Below are 17079 nucleotides of genomic sequence, written 5' to 3'. Positions count from 1 at the left end.
TGCAAGGACCGATTCCTTGCGGTTAGCATCGGGTCAGGCCATACGGCCGCCATCAAATCAGTGCGCCATGGTCATTTCTCACTGGAACCAATGTTCACGTGCTTTCATGATCAACGCCTTAGCGGCATCCTCTTCCATCCCGGTCATGTCGACCAGTTCATCTACAGCCAGCTCGGCGAGATCGTCGCGCGTCTGCACGCCGTGTTCGGCCAGCTTCGCGAGCAGCTCCGGCGTGACGCCGTCGAGACTCTTGAGATCCAGCGCTGCGTTCTCGACCTTTTCTTCGTTCGCGATGGCCATCGTCAACAGCGCGTCGCGTGCGCGGTTGCGCAGTTCGTGCACGGTGTCCTCGTCGAACGCTTCGATTTCGAGCATTTCGTTGAGCGGCACGTATGCGATCTCTTCGAGGCTCGTGAAGCCTTCGTCGATCAGGATGTCGGCAACTTCCTCGTCGACGTCGAGACGCGCCATGAACAGTGCACGCAGCCGGTCGCGCTCTTCGCCCTGCTTCAGCGCGGATTCGTCCGGCGTCATGATGTTGATCTGCCAGCCGGTCAGCTCGCCGGCAAGGCGAACGTTCTGACCGCTGCGGCCGATCGCGACAGCCAGTTCGTTTTCGTCGACGACGACGTCCATCGAATGCTTTTCTTCATCGACGACGATCGACTGGACGGCTGCCGGCGCGAGCGCGCCGATCACGAACTGGGCGGGATCTTCCGACCATAGCACGATGTCGATGTTTTCGCCACCGAGCTCGTTGCGCACGGCCTGCACGCGCGAGCCGCGGATGCCGACGCAGGTGCCGATCGGATCGATCCGCTTGTCGTATGCGATGACGCCGATCTTCGCGCGCACGCCCGGGTCGCGGGCAGCCGCCTTGATCTCGAGCAGGCCCTGCTCGATTTCCGGCACTTCCATCTCGAACAGCTTCATCAGGAATTCGGGCGCCGTGCGCGACAGCTCGATCTGCGGGCCGCGCGCGGTGCGGTCGACCTTCGCGATGTAGGCGCGCACGCGGTCGCCCACGCGCAGGTTTTCCTTCGGGATCAGTTGATCGCGGCGCAGCAGCGCCTCGACGCGGCCCGATTCGACGATGAAGTTGCCCTTGTCGAGGCGTTTCACCGTACCCGTCATGATCTTTTCGCCACGCTCGAGGTAGTCGTTCAGGATCTGCTCGCGCTCCGCGTCGCGTACCTTCTGCAGGATCACCTGCTTCGCGGCCTGCGCGCCGATGCGACCGAACTCGATCGACGGAACGGGTTCCTCGACATACTCGCCGACTTCGACGTCGGGCTTCTGCTCACGAGCCTCGAACAGCAGGATCTCGCGATCCGGCTCCTGCAAGCCTGCCTCGTCGGGCACGACGAGCCAGCGACGGAAGGTTTCGTGCTCGCCGCTTTCGCGATCGATATGGACGCGGATTTCAGCGCCTTCGTCGAACAGCTTCTTGGAAGCGGACGCGAGCGCGGCCTCGAGGGCGCCCAGCACCACATCCTTGTCGACGTTTTTCTCGCGCGCCAGCGCATCCACCAGCATCAACACTTCGCGACTCATTATTTGCGGCTCCTAAAGTCAACTTGCGGAATCAGGCGGGCTTTGTCGATATCGGCCAGCGTGAAATCCAGCATGGCTGCCTCGCCCTTCTTCCCCTCAAATTCCAAACCGATCGTTTCGCCATTCGGCGCGTGCAGAATGCCCCGGTACGTCTTGCGCCCGTCCAGCGGCTTTTTCAAGGTCACGGAAACTTCGCTGCCGGCGAAGCGCTCGAAGTCGGCCAGCTTCTTCAACGGGCGGTCGAGCCCCGGGGACGAGACTTCGAGCCGTTCGTAATCGATGTTTTCGACCGTCAAGACGTGCTGGAGCTGACGCGTGACCTTTTCGCAATCTTCGAGCGAGATGCCGGCAGGCTGATCGATATAGATGCAAAGCATGCCGCGCCCGGTGCGCTCGAGATCCACCAACTCGTAGCCGAGCCCGGTGACCGTGGTTTCTATCAGTTCCGTCAGTTGCACAGTGTCCTCTCAGGTGTTCGCGCCCGCCGCTCGCGATTCACCCGCGGGCGCGCGCCTTAGCCGGCGCAGGAAGCGCTACCCGAGATGCCTAACCGTTTCAGCAAAAAAAAATGGGCGGAACGCCCATCTTCTTACTGGTGGTCGCACCTGAGCCGCACATTGAATCCGTACGCCCAGCGACTCCGCGATTATAGCGATTTTTGGCGCAAACGCCAAGCCAGCCGGTAAAAGCAGCGCGTCGGCCGCCTTTACGAACCGAAAATGCGAAATCGGGCTGCCCGATCGACCGACACCCACTACCGAACCGGTGATCGCCGTTGTCGCGGTACGCGACATCATAAATGCAGCCGAAATCCATCAATGCAATGCGTCGCGTCGACAAAACCGGCCGAACGCCGGTCGGACCGGCGAGCCGGCAGCCTCGCGCGCCGCACGCCAATCCAGTCAATAGACGCTTAGCGGCTACGCGTACGACTGCGCTGCGGACGCTGACCGCCGCGCGGGCCGCCGCCGTTGCCGCCGTCGGCGCGATTGCCGTTCGGATTGCGGTTGCCGCCGCCCTTGCTGCCGCCGCGCTTGCCGCCCGCGCCATCGCGCTTGGGGCCCGCGCCATACGACGCGCGATTGCCGTCGACGTCGCGACCACCGCCGGCGCGGTTGCCGTCGCGGCCGCCACCCATGCGATTGCCATCACGACCGCCGCCCATGCGGTTGCCGTAGCCCGACGGCGCAACCGGCAGGCTACCGTAGCCGCTCAAGCCCGGCAGGCCCGGCCCGCCGCGTCGGCCACCGCCGCGACGCGGCTGGTCGAGTTGCCCGTGCGTCGTCAGCACCGGCTCGCGGCCGATGAAGCCCATCGACGTCTGCATCGGATCGGGCTGGCGACGCTCGGTCGGACCGGCGCCGCCGCGCTTGCCCTTCTCCTCGGACGGCGCCTTCAGGCCGACGGTCGCCATCAGCTTGCGCACCTGCGCGTCGTCGAGCTCTTCCCAACGACCACGCTTCAGGCCGCGCGGCAGCGGAATCGGGCCGTGACGCGTACGGATCAGCCGGCTCACCATCAGGCCGACCGCCTCGAACATCCGGCGCACTTCGCGGTTGCGGCCTTCGGCCAGCGCGACGTGATACCAGTGGTTCGTGCCTTCGCCGCCGCCATCGCGGATGCGCAGGAAATTCGCCGGACCGTCGTCGAGCTCGACGCCGTGCAGCAGCTTCTGCCGCATGCCTTCGGACAGCTCGCCGACGACGCGCACCGCGTACTCGCGCTCGACGCTGTAACGCGGATGCATGAAGCGGTTCGCGAGGTCGCCGGAGGTCGTCAGCATCAGCAGACCTTCGGTATTGAAGTCGAGACGGCCCACCGCAAGCCATTTCGCCGTCTTCATCGGCGGCAGGCGGTCGAACACCGACGGACGGCCTTCCGGATCCGCATGGCTGACGATTTCGCCGGTCGGCTTGTGATACAGCAGCACGCGCGGCGGCTTGTTCGGCAGCTTGCGCTTGACCGGCTTGCCGTTGATCCGCACCTGGTCGGTCGGCATGATCCGCTGGCCGATGTGCGCAGGCTCGCCGTTCACCGACACGCGGCCGGCGACGATCAGTTCTTCCATTTCCCGGCGCGAACCCATGCCCGCTTCCGCCAGCACCTTATGGAGCTTCGGCGCATCGTCGTCCGGCGACAGCACACGCTTGTTCGCCGACTGGTTGCGGCCGCGGCGCAGCATCGGCGCACGCACGCCGCTACCGCCCGCGGAGTTGTCCGCGTCGAAGGCGGGCGACGTCACGTACGCGAACAGTTCATCCTCGGATGCATCGCCTTCCACGGCTTTCGCCGCGCCGCCTTCGGCCTTCGATGCACCGCGACGGCCCTGGCCGCCCTGACCACCCTTGGCCGCGCCTTCGCGCTTGCCGGTCGGCTTGCGACCGCCCTTGGCCGCGCCTTCCTTGCGCGGCGCACGCGCAGGCTGCGCGTCGGCAGCGTCGACCGGTTGCGCATCCGCGCCCTCGGCACCCTGCTGCTCGCCTTCGGCGCCCTTCGACTTGGCCGCCGCGCGACGCCGCGCGATCAGGCTGCGCGGGCCGCGCCGCAGACCGCGGCGGGGACGCTCGTCGCCACCCGCGGCCGAAGCATCCTGCTCCGGCGCATCGTCGGCACGCGCCGCCTGCACGGCAGGCGCGGACGATTCAATATCGTGGATATCTGTCAAAACAACCTCAAAATGTCAGGTCTCGCGCCCGGCGCGGGCGCGGCAAGAAGTTGGCCGCGATCAGGCGCGACGCTGTTTGGGTTCTGCTTCGTCGTCCGGCAGCGCGTCGGCGCCGATGGGCGCACTGGCGCTTCGTACGGCATCCGCGAGACTGTCGGACGTGTCGTCCAGCGTCTCGTCGTCCGCGGGACCGGAACGGGAGGCGTCGGCCCGATCGGCCTCGCCGGGCATGTCGCCGGCCGCTTCCGCTCCGTCTCCGGCAGCCGCTTCGGCGGCCGGCTTGCGATCTTCCTCGCTCCAATCCGCACGCTGCGGCTCGGGCTGCACACCGGTCGGCACTGCTTCGGCGCCGACCTGTTCAGTATGTTCCGTTTGCCGGCGATCAGCGTCGAGCGTATCGCGACTCGGAATTTCGTGCGTCGACGCGACGTCGGCCGGCCCCTCGGTCGACCGGCCGTCGGGCGCTTCATCCGCGAGCACCTGCGGCACGTCGGCCGCCGCGTCGCTGGCCACCGGCATGTCGCCATCGAAATCCATCGCCTGCTGCGCGAGCAGCGCGGCCTCAATGTTCGCGGCCGGCTCTTCGAGCGCCGGCAGGTCGTCGAGCGCCTTCAGACCGAGATCGTCGAGAAACTGCTTGGTCGTCGCATACAGCGCCGGACGCCCCGGCACGTCGCGATGACCGATCACCTCGATCCAGCCGCGATCCTCGAGTTGCTTGACCACCTGCGTATTGACCGTGACGCCGCGAATCTCTTCGATGTCGCCGCGCGTGACGGGCTGTCGGTACGCAATGATCGCGAGCGTTTCGAGCACCGCGCGCGAATATTTCGGCGGCTTCTCGGGGTGCAGGCGATCCAGATAATGACGCATCGCCGGCTTGCTCTGAAAGCGCCATCCGGTCGCCAGCGCCACCAGTTCGACACCGCGACCGGACCAATCCTGTTTCAGATCTTCGAGCAACGTGCGGACCGTGTCAGCCGACACGCCGTCGGCAAAGAGCTTGCGCAAATCGCCGAGCTTCAGCGGTTCCTGCGCACAGATCAAAGCAGTCTCGAGGACGATCTTCGCCTCTTGGGTATTCATGCAGCTAGGCCAGACCCTGTGGTCAAACGAACCGGATCAACAAACAGACGAAAGGAACGGAAGACGCGCTCGCCCGATTCTGATCGGTCATATTGATGGGAGCACGAACCGGGGGCGGCGAACCAACTTCAGGCCAGGCCCAAACCGGACGGAACAGCACGGCTCAACGACGGAACCGCGTGACTGAACGCCATATTACGCAAAATTGCCCGGTGCGTAAAGATGAGCAGAACAGGCCGCCGCACGGCACGGGCGCCCGCTCCGTCCCCGCTTCAGCGAGAGCCCGCGCCATGCGCAAGGAACCGGCGTAGCCGCTCGACGCCCGCATCGAGCCGCGCCGGATCGCACGCATAGCACCAGCGCACGAACCCTTCCCCCTCCGGGCCGAACGCCCGACCGGGCGCAAGGCCGAGCCCCGCGTCGCGCACCAGCGTCTTGCAGAACGCCAGGCTGTCGGCCGCCCCCGGCAGTCTCAGGAACAGGTACATCGCGCCCGGCGGAGGCGGCACGTCGACGCCCGGCAGCGTGCGCAGCGCGGCGACCAGGTGATCGCGCGCGTCGCGCAGCGCCGACACGAACGATTGCACGAACGGCTCGCCGTCGCGCAACGCGACCTCGGCCGCAGCTTGAACGAAGCCTGGCGCACACGACATGTTGTATTCGACGAGCTTCGACAGGTCGGCCATCACCGATGCCGGCGCAATCAGCCACCCGAGCCGCCAGCCCGTCATCGCCCACGCCTTCGAGAATGAATTGACGACCACGACACGCTCGTCGCGAGACGCGATATCGAGGAACGACGGCGCGCCGCCCTCGTCGAATGCAAGCCGCTCGTACACCTCGTCGGCGACCAACCAGATGCCGTAGCGACGGCAATGGGCGAGCACGGCCCGCTGATCGTCGCGCGACATCGTCCAGCCGGTCGGGTTGTTCGGCGAATTGATCAGCAGCATCCGCGTATCGGGCGTCAGCGCCGCGAGCAACCGTCCGACATCGAGCTGCCATCCCGCATCGCCGTAGTCGAGCGGCACGCACTCGACCTGTGCGCCGAGGATCTTCGGAATCTCGACGAGATTCGGCCACAGCGGCGTGACCGCGACGACACGCTCGCCCGGCCCGACCAGCAGCTGGGCAGCCAGCATCAGCGCACTCACGCCGGAGCTCGTCACGGCCACCGTATCGGCCGCCGTCGCACCGTGACGCGCGCCGACATAGGCCGCGATCGCGTCGCGCAGCGGCGCCGTGCCGAGATTGTGCGTGTAGAAGGTCGCACCGTCGCGCAGCGCCGCCGCCGCGGCGTCGCGGATGAAGTCCGGCGTCACGCGGTCGGATTCGCCGAACCAGAACGGCAGCATGTCCGGCACGCCGAAGCCGGCGTTTGCAACCTCGCGGATCAGCGACGGACGCAGCGCGTGCACCGTGGCGCGCGCCGCCGGCTCATCGTTCGCCGGGAAAAAACCTGCGGAATGCGTCATCGAGAACCACCGCCCAGGAACACGATCCGCGTAGTGTACCGGCCGGCAAGCCGGACAGGCGCAACGTCAGTCGAGATCCTCGGCCCTCGCCGGCATCTGCCGCACGAGCTCCCAGATCGCTTGCGCGGCGGGCGACAACGATCGGTCGCGGCGGCGCACCAGTTCGACGGTGCGTTCGGTGCGCGGCGTGAGCGGCCGTGCGACGAGCGTCGAGCCGGCCGGCAGCGGCAGCGACAGCCACGGCTGCACGCTCACGCCGACACCGGCCTCGACCAGCCCGAACACGGTCGCCGAATGACCGAGTTCCTGCATGACCATCGCGTTGACGCGATGCGTGGCCAGCGCCGCATCGATCAGCGGCCGGCTGCCCGACGCATGGTCGAGCAACACGAGGCGCTCGCCGTCCAGCGCCGTCCACGGCACCTCGGCCCGCGCCGCGAGCGGATGATCGGCGCGCGCGACAAGGCAGAACGAATCGGTCATCAGCGGCTCGCAGACGAGATCGGCGACGGTCAGCGGCCCGATCACGACGCCGAAGTCGACTTCGCTCGATTTCACCTTGCGCAGCACGTCGCTCTGCACGTCGTCGCGCAGGCCGAGCGTGACGAACGGGAACTGGCGTTCGCACGACGCCACCACGCGCGGCATCAGCCTGCATGCGATCGTCGGGCTTGCCGCGACGATCACGCGCCCGCGGCGCTGTTCGCCGATCTCGCGAATCTCGCGCAGCGTGTCGTCGAGGTCGTCGAGCAAGCGGGACACGCTCGCGATCAGGTTCGCGCCGACGTCGGTCAATTGCACGTCGCGCGTCGTGCGGTCGATCAGCTTCAGCCCGAGTTCGGCCTCGAGCTCGCGCACGCAACGGCTGACGGCGGACTGCGTGAGCCCGATCTCGTCACCCGCCCGGCTGAAGCTCTTGAGCCGCGCGACTTCGATGAATACGCGAAGCTGGCGCAGCGTAACGTTCATGTCCCGACCTCATCAATCGTCGATATCGATGCGGGATTCTAATGTGCGAAACCGGCTTCGGCGAACGAATCCGGCACCCGCGGCCCATGTTTCGCTGCGGTGCAATACATTCGCAAACGCACGCGACATGGGCGAATTGCACAAGATTGGTGATTGTCCCGATTTGCTCACGGGTTATTTTGGCGTCTTATACGCCCCTAGCTGACTTAGCCGTTAGCTCGCTGCCAAGCGGCTCTCGAGGGATTCACCTCCGACATGGCACGCTTCGTGCATCACCTGGCGCACAGGGTGCAGGTTTCGTCGGACGGAAGAGCAGAAACGCCGCTGCCGGCCAACCGGACGCCCCCACCCGGCACTCGACGATCGAGTGCCTGAAGAGTGCGCGGCGCAGGGCAGCGCACCGGAGTTAGCTTCGCTGAGGTGAGGACATGATGCTGTTCGACGATTTGAGAGATAACGAATGGGCGCTGGTCGAGGGTCTGTTTTGCTCGGAGCCCGCACGGAGTGAGCGGCGCGGCCGTCCCCGCGTGGAAGCCCGCTCGGTGGTCAACGCCGTGCTGTGGGTGCTGTCGACGGGCGAAGGCTGGTCGAAACTGCCGGGTCGCTATCCGTCCCCGCCGACCTGCCGCCGCCGCTTCGACGAATGGCAGGCGGACGGTACGCTCGCCGAAATCGTGAAGCGACTCGGCACGAGCGGCCGGCAGATCTCGCTGCGCGGACGCATCGGCGCAAGCGCGGCGAAGCCGCCCGCCCCGCCGAGCCGCGACCGGCTGCGCGGCGCCTTCTGGACCAATCCGGAATCCTGGCGCGCACCCGTCAAGATGGCGTAACGAATGCTCGACCGGGCGGCTTCGGCCGCCCGGCTTCTTTTTGCGACGCGTCCTTTTTCGCGACGCATGCCTTGCCGTCGATTACCGTTGTCGTGCCGCGAAACAACTATTTACCAATATTTACAGCAAGCCTGCACTCCCACGCTTACCTTAGCGACATATCAACAGGCCGCACGGACGGCTTGAAGGGAGCCCCGCCATGAAAACAATGTCACTGCTCGTTGCATGCGGCATTGTCGTTTCCATGGCGCTGAGCACTCCCGTCCACGCCGACGATCGCGCGAAGCCACCCCATCGCCAGCAGGATCACAGGAACACCTTTCGACAGCCGCCGTCCGCGAACCCGTCCAGCCGGCAAACCGTACCGCGCGGCGACTTGCGCGGCGACATCGCCAGCAACGCGCGGGCCCGAATCGGCTCACAGCCGCCGGGCGTGCCGCGTCATCCGTAGTCCTGCCGATTTCGAGATTTCGCCAAAGAAAAATGCCCGCATTCGGGAACTGCGCCGCATGCGACGAGTCACATCGTTGCCATGAGCACAGCGTGGCAGCAGCAAAAGTATCCGGTACGCCCGTATCCTCGCGATACGGGCTTTTTTTGCATCGCCGTCCCGTGCGGCGATGCACGGGACGGGATGGAGAACCGCTAAAGGCGACTTTCGAGAATCGCCACGGCGCTCGCTTCGCTCAATGCGTAGTCGTCCATGCGGCGATCGGTCCAGGAAAGTAATTTCTCGTCGCGCTCGAGGCGCGAGAATTCGGCTCGGCCGCTGTCGGTCAGCACGGCGATGTCGACCGGTGCATGAAAGCCCGGTGCGGGAGCAACGGTTTTCTGCCTGACCGTGTCCATCAGGCCGAGTGAACGGAGATACTCGAACACGCCCGGGCGGCGTGCCCACGGTACCTGGCGGTACTGCACTCGTCTCAATGCGTCGAGCACCGCTTCGTTGGAATACGTGGCCATCTCGATTCTTTCTTAAAGTGCAGCGACAATGCGAAGCGGCGAGCCGGGCGGGGTCTCCGCCCGCCGAAACCGCCACCGATTCTGGAGGCCGACGTTGTTCGGCGTCGCGTCAGGGCCGTATCGTCAGCCGTCCATAAAAAGACACCATACCCCAATCAAATTGATTCTGTTCGATTCATTTGTACTTCTCTTCATCGGTTTCATGCTCTTCCGCAAGCAGCGTCGAACCATTGCCATCGCCGCCGCCGTGCTGTTCTGGCTACTGGCGACGGGCTGGCTCGCGGCGCCGCTCATCGCCTGGTCCGAGGCCGGCGTCACGCCGGTCGAACACCCCGACATGCATGGGCGAACCACGCTGATCCTCATCGGCGCCGGCACGCACCGCACCGACGCGGGATTGCAGCCGCCGCCCGACGGCGTCGCGCGCATCCACAAGGTCGCGGCGCTCTATCGCACGTGCCGGCAGCAGGCCGAACGCTGCACCGTGGTGATGTCGGGCGGCGACCCGCAGCATCACGGCGACACCGAGGCGGCCGTCTACGGGCGCCAGCTCGTCGCACAAGGCGTGGCGCCGTCCGACCTCGTGCTCGAACCGAACAGCCGCACAACCTACGAAAACGCGAAATTCACTGCATCTATACTACGCTCACAGTATGACGACGCGCGCGTTCTCGTCACGTCGTCGTACCAGATGCGCCGGGCGCTGCTCGATTTCCGCCGTTTCGGCATCGATCCGCAGCCCGTTTATGCGAACCTCCGACGCGCGCAGACGGGCTGGTTGCCGCGCTGGCGCAATGTGGCGAACGCCGAGCAGGCGCTGCACGAGCTGGTCGGAATCTCGCAATTCCACGTGTATCGCTGGCTCGGCTGGTTCTGACGATACTGCGAAAATCGCTGCACCACCCCGGATGGCAGATGCGTGACGAAGTGCGCGAAGTGTTGCGCGACTTCAACGGGGCCTTGCGTCGTGCGCCGATCCGATGCACATTGATCCGTCACTTTTGTTACACTCGACACGCACTCGATTGCAGTCGCCAGACAAAACGGCACACTCGGGTTCATCACCACTTAGCGGAGGTAAAGCAATGAAGAAGACGTCCCTGGCTATCCTGGTAGCGATGTCGGCGCTGACTGGCGCAGCGTATGCGCAAGAGAGCACGCAGATCCAGACCATCACCGATCCGGCCAAGATCGCCGAGATCGAGCAGCGTGCACAAGCGCTGCAACAGCAGCAAGCGGCCGAAGCGGCTCAGCCGGCGGCGCAGGAAGAGCATCACCACGGCAAGAAGGCTGCGCATCACAAGGCAGCGAAGAAGGCCGGCAAGAAGGCGAAGGCTGCAGACGCTGCCAGCCAGTAAGTTCGGCGGCACCGCAACAGCGACAAGCCGAATCCGGGCAACCGGATTCGGCTTTTTTGGTTGCGGCGCCCGCGCGCTGTGCTAAAGTCGCGCACCGAAATTTTCCACCCGTGCGCACCCCGGTGCGGAGGACAGCATGAGTAACATTCAACTCGACATCGAGTGGACCGAAGCCGCCACTCGCCGGATCAAGCAACTGATGCCCCGCGGCTCGGACGACGCGTTTCTCGCGCTGCCGCCGATCGAGTGCCTGCCGATGGAGGGCGACGTGCTGTTCCTCGGCCCGCAAGGCAAACAGGAACCGTTCATCGTTGCCGAGCGCCAGTATCACCATGACGGCGACGCCGACTGGACGATCATCCTGATCCTCGACGTACCCAGCGCGTCGCACTGACGCGCGGCCGCGACCGGACACGTCCGGTCGCTCCACCCCGCTCGACTCAGACGAGCTTCGACAGCACGCGGATTTCGGAACGTTCGATCCAGTCCGCGGCCGCTTCGCGATAAGCGAGAATATGCGCGGAACGCGCATGAGCGGCCAGCGCCTCCTCGCTCTCCCAACGCTCGACGAATACGAACCGCGCGGGCTCCTTCAGATCCCGGTGCAGGTCGTACTGCAATGCGCCGGCTTCGTTGCGGGTCGGCTCGACGATTCCCTCGAGCGCGGCGCGCAGTTTTTCCTCGGCGCCAGGCTTCGCCACGATCAGCGCCACGACTGCAATTTCCGCCATTCCCGCCCCCTCCTTCCGAAAAAGTCCGAGAATACGCGAATCTCGCACCGCGCATCGGCTACGCCGAGACGGCATGACGACGGCATGACGACGGCACCAAAAAAATAGCCCGCGCTTCAGAGAAGCGCGGGCGAAACCGTCGCCCTACGAGGATAGGCGACGGGGCCATCGAGATCCGCACGCTGGCGCGGATCGTCATCTGTTGCGCCGGCGCTTGTCGCGTCGGCATGTGAAGGCGTCGAGACCGTTGTTCGGGCGCTCGCGGCGCACTCCCGGACTCTGACGCCATCCTCCCTGTTCTAACGATTCCCACCTATAAAGCAGGTTGCGTGCCAGGCATCGAACGCCCAACATTCCGTTGATTTATAAGGACAATTTTTTAGATCAGCGACAATGTGACACTTGTTTTGTCGTCGTAACGCTCGGATGTTACGTAACGTCACGACGCGGGGTCGAACCACTCGCCGCGCCGCGCGCCAGCGCGCGGCCATGAAAAAAGCCCGCCGGAATGGCGGGCTTTTCAAGGATGCGGGAAACGCCGGGATCAGCGGAGCTGATTCACGAGCAACCCCATGATCTGACGAGCCGGCGACGACGTATCGATCGCGCCCGAATCGTCGACGACCGCGACGCGCGTCTGATCGGCCGTGAGCGCCTTCACGTTGACGCGATACTGCTTCGCCTGCTTTTCCTTCTTGCCGTGGAACAGCTGGCTCCAGAAACCCTGCTCGGCCGAGCTCAGATCCTTCGGATCGACGTAGCGCACGAAATACAGGCCCTTCGAGCGATCGCGATCGTCGACGGTGAAGTTCGCGCGATCGAGCGCGAGACCGACGTGCAGCCACGACCGGTCGTACGGCTCGCCGAGCGTGACTTCGGACGGCACGGCCGCTTCGGCCGCGTCGTTGCCTTGTGCCGACGTGCGCGAGACGTTCTGCGCAGCGATCGCCGCGGCAGCCTTCGACGACGCGTCGGCATCGGCCTTCTTGTCGCTCGGTACCGCGTTGTCCTTGATGTTCGCGATCGGCGGTTCGCCGTTCTTCGCGCGTTGCTCGTTCTGCGCGAGCACGGCCATCAGCCGCTTCAGGTATTCCGTCTCGAGCGCGGGATCGTTCGGCTTCGGTTCCCATTTGCTCGAATCGTTGTTCGCGCCGGTGATCGCCTCGCGCATCCCCTTCTGGCTGATGAACACGTAGGTACCGCCGTTCGGCGCCGAATCGAGACGCGTACGGTACTTGTTGCGCTCGGCCGTCACGTACGAATTGCCCATCGCCTTCGAGATCACGCTGCGGATCAGGCCGTCGTTGATCTGCGGATGGGTTTCGTTCCAGTCGGTTTCCATCACGCCCTTGTCGCGCTGGTCGACGACGAGCAGGAAGCCCTGCTCCTGCCAGAAACGGCGAACCTGCGGCCAGATCGCGGCCGGCTGCTTGCCGTCGATCACGAGCCAGCTTTCGGTGCCGTCGCGCTGGATATGCATGCCAGCCACGGCCGGCGCGACGGTGTCCAGAGCGGGCGCGGCCTGCTGGACCTGCTTGAGCGCGGACAGGGAAGTCGCGCCGCCCTGGGGCGGCAGCGAACGCTGATCGGCCGTCTCGTCGAGCATGTTGGGCGGCACTGCGAGCGACGCTTCCTTCGATTTCGAATCGCTCTTGTAGTCCACTTTCGTGGGCGACGACGTACCGCAACCGGCGACGAGCGCGCCGGTGGCGAGCACTGCAGCGAACCGCATGGTAAGACGAAGATCAGTCATGTTCGGGGAATCCTCTTCCGCTAAATCACGGCGCTTTCCGTGGATCAACCTTGCATTTTACCGGGGCCACGCCGCGATGTGCAAAAAAGCGACGGCCATGAAAAAACCCGCGTCAGCCTGAGCTGACGCGGGTTCTTGTCTGGTCGGGGCGAGAGGATTTGAACCTCCGACCACCTGCACCCCATGCAGGTACGCTACCAGGCTGCGCTACGCCCCGAAAGAAAAAAATTATAACAGACAGTTCCTCGATTTAGAACGGGTCGCATGCATTTTGTGAATGTTCTCGTGAAATTTTTTGGCGCGATGGCGCCGATGCAAGCAATCTGCGGCGCCGGCCCCCTTTGCGTCACGGCTTGCGCGCGACGCAGATGACCGTCAGGCCGCCGACGCGATTGAAGCGGAACATCGGCAACTCGATGCGGCAGATCGTCTTGAGCAAGCCGTTGACCAACGGATGATGACGACGCAATTGCGACGCAGGCTCGCGCGGATGCGAGCGCGCGCGCTCGCCCAGCCGCAGCGCGGCCGCGAGCGGAAACGTGAGACCGAAATAATATGCGCCGTGCTCGACGTCGAGCCCCGCACGCCGGGCCACGTCCTCGAGGCCGCCGAGCGTATACCTGCGCTTGTGCTCGAGGAAATCGTCGTGGCCGCTCCACAGGAACTGGAACGCCGGCACCGTGATCAGGAACCGGCTGCCCGGAGGCGCCCCCTTCACATACTGCGTCAGCAGACCGACATCGTCGTCGACATGTTCGAGCACGTCCATCAGCAACACGAGATCGGCATCGAATCGATCGACGGACCGCCGAAAATGGATGGGCTTGCCGGCCGCCTCGCCGTCGCTGTCGTCGGCGTAGCTCGTATCGACGCACCAAGCCTCCGTCGCCTGCGTGCACTCGAGCAGATGCTTCGAGAAAAAACCGGAACCCGCACCGACGTCGAGTATGCGGTTCGCGCCCGACGCGCCCAGGAACCGGCGAACTGCGCTCGCCTTCGACGCGTAGTACCAGTGGTCACCCACCCCCGCACCGAGTACGTCGACTTCCTTCAGGTCCATGGCGCTTCCCCGTGATGGCTGCCGTGTTTGTGATATCGAACCTGCCATTGATGCCGATCTTACCTCGCGGCCAGCGTCGATCGTATCCGTCGATGCCCGGGGCCGCGCCGCTCGGGCATCGGGTGAAACCCGCGCCGGCCAAGGCCGGTCGCGGGTTTTCAGGGCCGCTTCGACAGACGCCGACCGCCGCGCCGGACAAACCAAACGACCGTTTGATCCAGCCGCCCATCCCCCGCGAATCCATTGTCTGGCCGCGCGCCGGCGCGCCGCGCCCGGGCGCCCGTTGTTTGGTGACGCCGCTCTAGCGCGCTATGACACACTGCACGGCATCGACGCTCGCGCCGTGCAATGGCGCGCACCGCCGTCGATCAAGACAAGACATGGAGACAGACGATGCGGAATGCGGTCCGGCGCGGCCATCGCTCGCCTTTGGCAATTTTCGACTGGGTTTCCGGCCGGCGACGCACGGCCGCCGCGGGGTCGCGCACGACATCCCGCGTGTTCGGCTGCGGCGCGCTGGCGCTCGCGCTGCTTTGCACCGGCTGCGCGGAATCGGCTGCGCAACGCGACAGCAATACATCCGGCGCGTCGACGAAGATCGAGCGCACCAAGGCCGAGCGGCTCGCGCACGAGCAGCAGATCGCGCGTACCGTGCCGTCGCTCGCATCGATCAGCCTCACGCAACCGCGCCCGTTCACGCTGCGCGACTCGGGCCAGAACGGCGCGATGACGTTCCTGCGCGACGTCGATTTCCGCGTCGTCAACAACCTCGGCTTCTTCATCCATCAGTTGTCGGCCACGCTCGTACCGACGCAGGCCGGCGCGCCGATCGTGTTCGACGACCCGACGAGCTTCGAGATCGACGTGCACGAAGGCACGGTCACGCTCGACGACGCGAAGCTGACCGCCCTCTTCAACACCTATATCTTCGGCTATCGCAACGCGCCGCTGCGCAAGCTCGCGGTGTCGGCCGGCGACGGCGTGATCCATCTGCAAGGCGAGATGCAGCGCGACGGCTGGGTACCGTTCTCGCTGACCGGCACGCTCGCGATCCGCGACGGCAGCCAGCTCGTCTTCCACCCGACCGGCGTGCGCGTGTCGGGCATCAACGCACAGCCGGTGATGCGCGCGGCCAACGTGAAAATGGCCGACCTGCTGAAGGTGCAGACGCCGATCGCGCAACTCGCCGGCGACGATCTCGTGATGGCGGTCGACAAGCTGATGCCGCCGCCGCGCCTGAAACTCACGATCACCGCCGTGCGCGTGACGCCGGCGGGCCTCGACCTGAAGCTCGACGACGGCACGCATGCCGGCTTCGCGATGCCCGCGAATGCACCGCAGCAGGCGATGTACATCCGCGGCGGCGACGTGAAATTCATGCGCTCGATGCCGATGAACGCGGATATCCTGATCGGTCCGATCGACGCGTCGAGGCGCGACCAGACGTTCGTGTTCGACCTGTATCACTATCGAGACCAGGTGTCGGCCGGCTACTTCAACTTCGACGAAAGCGGCGCGATGGCGATCCGGATGCCGTCGTATAGGGGCCCGGCCAGCGGCGCACTGCTCGGCAACGCGGCGGCGCGCCTGAACGACAGCTTCCTCGCCGCGCAACAGAATACGCTGCGCGACGTGCGGCAACACTGGGAAGCGTACGCGCTCGCGGCGGACGCGGTGCAGCCCGGCATGCAGAAGGTCGCGATGCGGCGCACGTCGACGACGCCGTTCAACGAACGGCACGTGTCGAACCGCAACCCGACGATCCACCTGCGCAACGTCGACTTCAACCTGTCCGGCGATATCGGCTTTCATGTCGAGGATCTCGACGTGGAGCTCGTGTCGAAGCGCCCGGGCGAACCCGTCGATCTCGACGATCCCAACCAGTACGACATCCGCATTCTCGGCGGCACGGTCGTCGAGTCGTGGAAGGCGATGTCGGCGCTCTTCAACAATTACCTGCTCGACTATTCGCCGCGTTCGCTGAACGATCTGCAGTTGAGCGCGGACGGCCAGAATCTGCGCGTCCGGGGCGGCATCAAGCTGTGGAATCACGTGCCGGGCGTCTGGCTGCCGACCGACATGAAGGGCTCGCTGACGGTGCTCGACGACCGCCACCTCGCATTCAAGCCGTCGCAGGTATCGGTGCTCGGCATCCCGCAGGCGACGCTGCTGCGCTCGCTCGGCATCGAGCTCGCGTCGCTGACGCCGTTGCAGCGGCGCGGCGCGGAACTGCGCGGCGACACGCTCGTGCTCGACCAGTACACGGTGTTCCCGCCGCCCGTGCTGAACGGCAAGCTCGGCCAGGCAACGGTCGAGCGCGACGGATTGCGGCTCACGTTCCGGCGCGCGGCGGGTGCGCCCGCGCCGAAGCGGCCGCAGATCGACGCGCCGAGCTACATGTGGATGGAAGGCGGCGACATGAAGATGTTCAACGTGCTCGAACTGAACGTGCGCGCGCTGATCCGGAATTCGGCCGAGGCCGGCCCGATGCGGTTCGACCTGTACGGGTATCGCAGCCAGGTCGCGCAGGGCTCGGTGCGGATGCTGCCGGACGGCACGCTGGTCGTCGACATGGGGCGGAAGAATCCGCTCGCGTCGCGCTGATCCGCGTGCAGGACACGCATGAAAAAAAGCC

At 65.4% G+C, this 17079-nt stretch carries 15 protein-coding genes, 1 tRNA gene and 1 pseudogene; 6 read left to right on the top strand and 11 right to left on the bottom strand.

What is annotated here, in order from left to right; genetic code table 11:
* Positions 1-78: 78 nt before the first annotated feature.
* The 6 genes from nusA to WS54_RS20650 form a co-directional block, all read right to left on the bottom strand.
* Positions 79-1554: a transcription termination factor NusA gene (gene nusA, locus WS54_RS20675; protein ID WP_034207114.1), complete on the bottom strand. Its 1476-nt coding sequence runs from the start codon at positions 1552-1554 to the stop codon at positions 79-81.
* The gene (gene rimP, locus WS54_RS20670; protein WP_011351796.1) at positions 1554-2012 is read right to left on the bottom strand and encodes a ribosome maturation factor RimP; all 459 of its coding nucleotides are present in this window, start codon (positions 2010-2012) and stop codon (positions 1554-1556) included. Before rimP ends, nusA begins: the two co-directional genes overlap by 1 nt.
* Before the next feature lie 455 nt (positions 2013-2467).
* Entirely contained in the window at positions 2468-4219 is a 1752-nt protein-coding gene (gene rluB / locus WS54_RS20665; protein WP_059785451.1) for a 23S rRNA pseudouridine(2605) synthase RluB, read from the bottom strand.
* Positions 4220-4279: 60 nt separating this feature from the next.
* Positions 4280-5305: an SMC-Scp complex subunit ScpB gene (scpB, locus tag WS54_RS20660; protein WP_059785449.1), complete on the bottom strand. Its 1026-nt coding sequence runs from the start codon at positions 5303-5305 to the stop codon at positions 4280-4282.
* 272 nt (positions 5306-5577) lie between these two features.
* Positions 5578-6780 carry a pyridoxal phosphate-dependent aminotransferase gene (locus WS54_RS20655; protein ID WP_059785446.1) on the bottom strand — a complete coding sequence of 401 codons (1203 nt, stop codon included), beginning with the start codon at positions 6778-6780 and terminating at the stop codon, positions 5578-5580.
* Positions 6781-6846: 66 nt separating this feature from the next.
* Positions 6847-7749 (bottom strand): LysR family transcriptional regulator, encoded by a 903-nt coding sequence (locus WS54_RS20650; protein WP_059785442.1) that lies wholly within the window; start codon positions 7747-7749, stop codon positions 6847-6849.
* A 431-nt stretch (positions 7750-8180) separates the two neighbouring features.
* Here WS54_RS20650 and WS54_RS20645 point away from each other — a divergent pair.
* A pseudogene (locus tag WS54_RS20645) lies at positions 8181-8576 on the top strand (transposase); the annotation flags it as partial.
* 202 nt (positions 8577-8778) lie between these two features.
* Entirely contained in the window at positions 8779-9030 is a 252-nt protein-coding gene (locus WS54_RS34295; protein WP_082725183.1) for a hypothetical protein, read from the top strand.
* Positions 9031-9224: 194 nt separating this feature from the next.
* Here the strand turns inward: WS54_RS34295 and WS54_RS20635 are convergent, their stop codons facing one another.
* Positions 9225-9542 carry a hypothetical protein gene (locus WS54_RS20635; protein WP_006495354.1) on the bottom strand — a complete coding sequence of 106 codons (318 nt, stop codon included), beginning with the start codon at positions 9540-9542 and terminating at the stop codon, positions 9225-9227.
* Between the two features lie 160 nt (positions 9543-9702).
* On the opposite strand from WS54_RS20635, the gene WS54_RS20630 reads away from it, so the two are divergent.
* The 3 genes from WS54_RS20630 to WS54_RS20620 all read left to right on the top strand — a co-directional run bounded on the left by WS54_RS20630 (position 9703) and on the right by WS54_RS20620 (position 11294).
* The gene (locus tag WS54_RS20630) at positions 9703-10419 is read left to right on the top strand and encodes a YdcF family protein (protein ID WP_059785439.1); all 717 of its coding nucleotides are present in this window, start codon (positions 9703-9705) and stop codon (positions 10417-10419) included.
* A 208-nt stretch (positions 10420-10627) separates the two neighbouring features.
* Positions 10628-10900 (top strand): hypothetical protein, encoded by a 273-nt coding sequence (locus tag WS54_RS20625; protein ID WP_034207109.1) that lies wholly within the window; start codon positions 10628-10630, stop codon positions 10898-10900.
* A gap of 136 nt (positions 10901-11036) precedes the next feature.
* A complete protein-coding gene (locus tag WS54_RS20620) occupies positions 11037-11294 on the top strand; it encodes a hypothetical protein (RefSeq protein ID WP_034207108.1) in 258 nt (85 codons plus the stop codon).
* Positions 11295-11340: 46 nt separating this feature from the next.
* On the opposite strand, the gene WS54_RS20615 is transcribed toward WS54_RS20620, so the two are convergent.
* From WS54_RS20615 to WS54_RS20600, 4 genes are all read right to left on the bottom strand, one after another.
* The gene (locus tag WS54_RS20615) at positions 11341-11631 is read right to left on the bottom strand and encodes a putative quinol monooxygenase (protein WP_034207107.1); all 291 of its coding nucleotides are present in this window, start codon (positions 11629-11631) and stop codon (positions 11341-11343) included.
* Between the two features lie 544 nt (positions 11632-12175).
* Complete coding sequence (gene bamC, locus WS54_RS20610; RefSeq protein ID WP_059785435.1) at positions 12176-13384, bottom strand: outer membrane protein assembly factor BamC; 1209 nt, start codon at positions 13382-13384, stop codon at positions 12176-12178.
* A gap of 140 nt (positions 13385-13524) precedes the next feature.
* Positions 13525-13601 (bottom strand) — tRNA-Pro (locus WS54_RS20605).
* Between the two features lie 129 nt (positions 13602-13730).
* Positions 13731-14444 (bottom strand): class I SAM-dependent methyltransferase, encoded by a 714-nt coding sequence (locus WS54_RS20600; protein WP_059785432.1) that lies wholly within the window; start codon positions 14442-14444, stop codon positions 13731-13733.
* 393 nt (positions 14445-14837) lie between these two features.
* Between WS54_RS20600 and WS54_RS20590 the strand changes: the two genes are divergently transcribed.
* Complete coding sequence (locus WS54_RS20590; RefSeq protein ID WP_059785963.1) at positions 14838-17048, top strand: hypothetical protein; 2211 nt, start codon at positions 14838-14840, stop codon at positions 17046-17048.
* Positions 17049-17079 lie beyond the last annotated feature (31 nt).

The sequence above is a fragment of the Burkholderia sp. NRF60-BP8 genome, from assembly GCF_001522585.2.
Taxonomy (GTDB): domain Bacteria; phylum Pseudomonadota; class Gammaproteobacteria; order Burkholderiales; family Burkholderiaceae; genus Burkholderia.
Note: the sequence above shows the minus strand (reverse complement) of the source record. Positions and strands in the feature narration are given on the sequence as shown.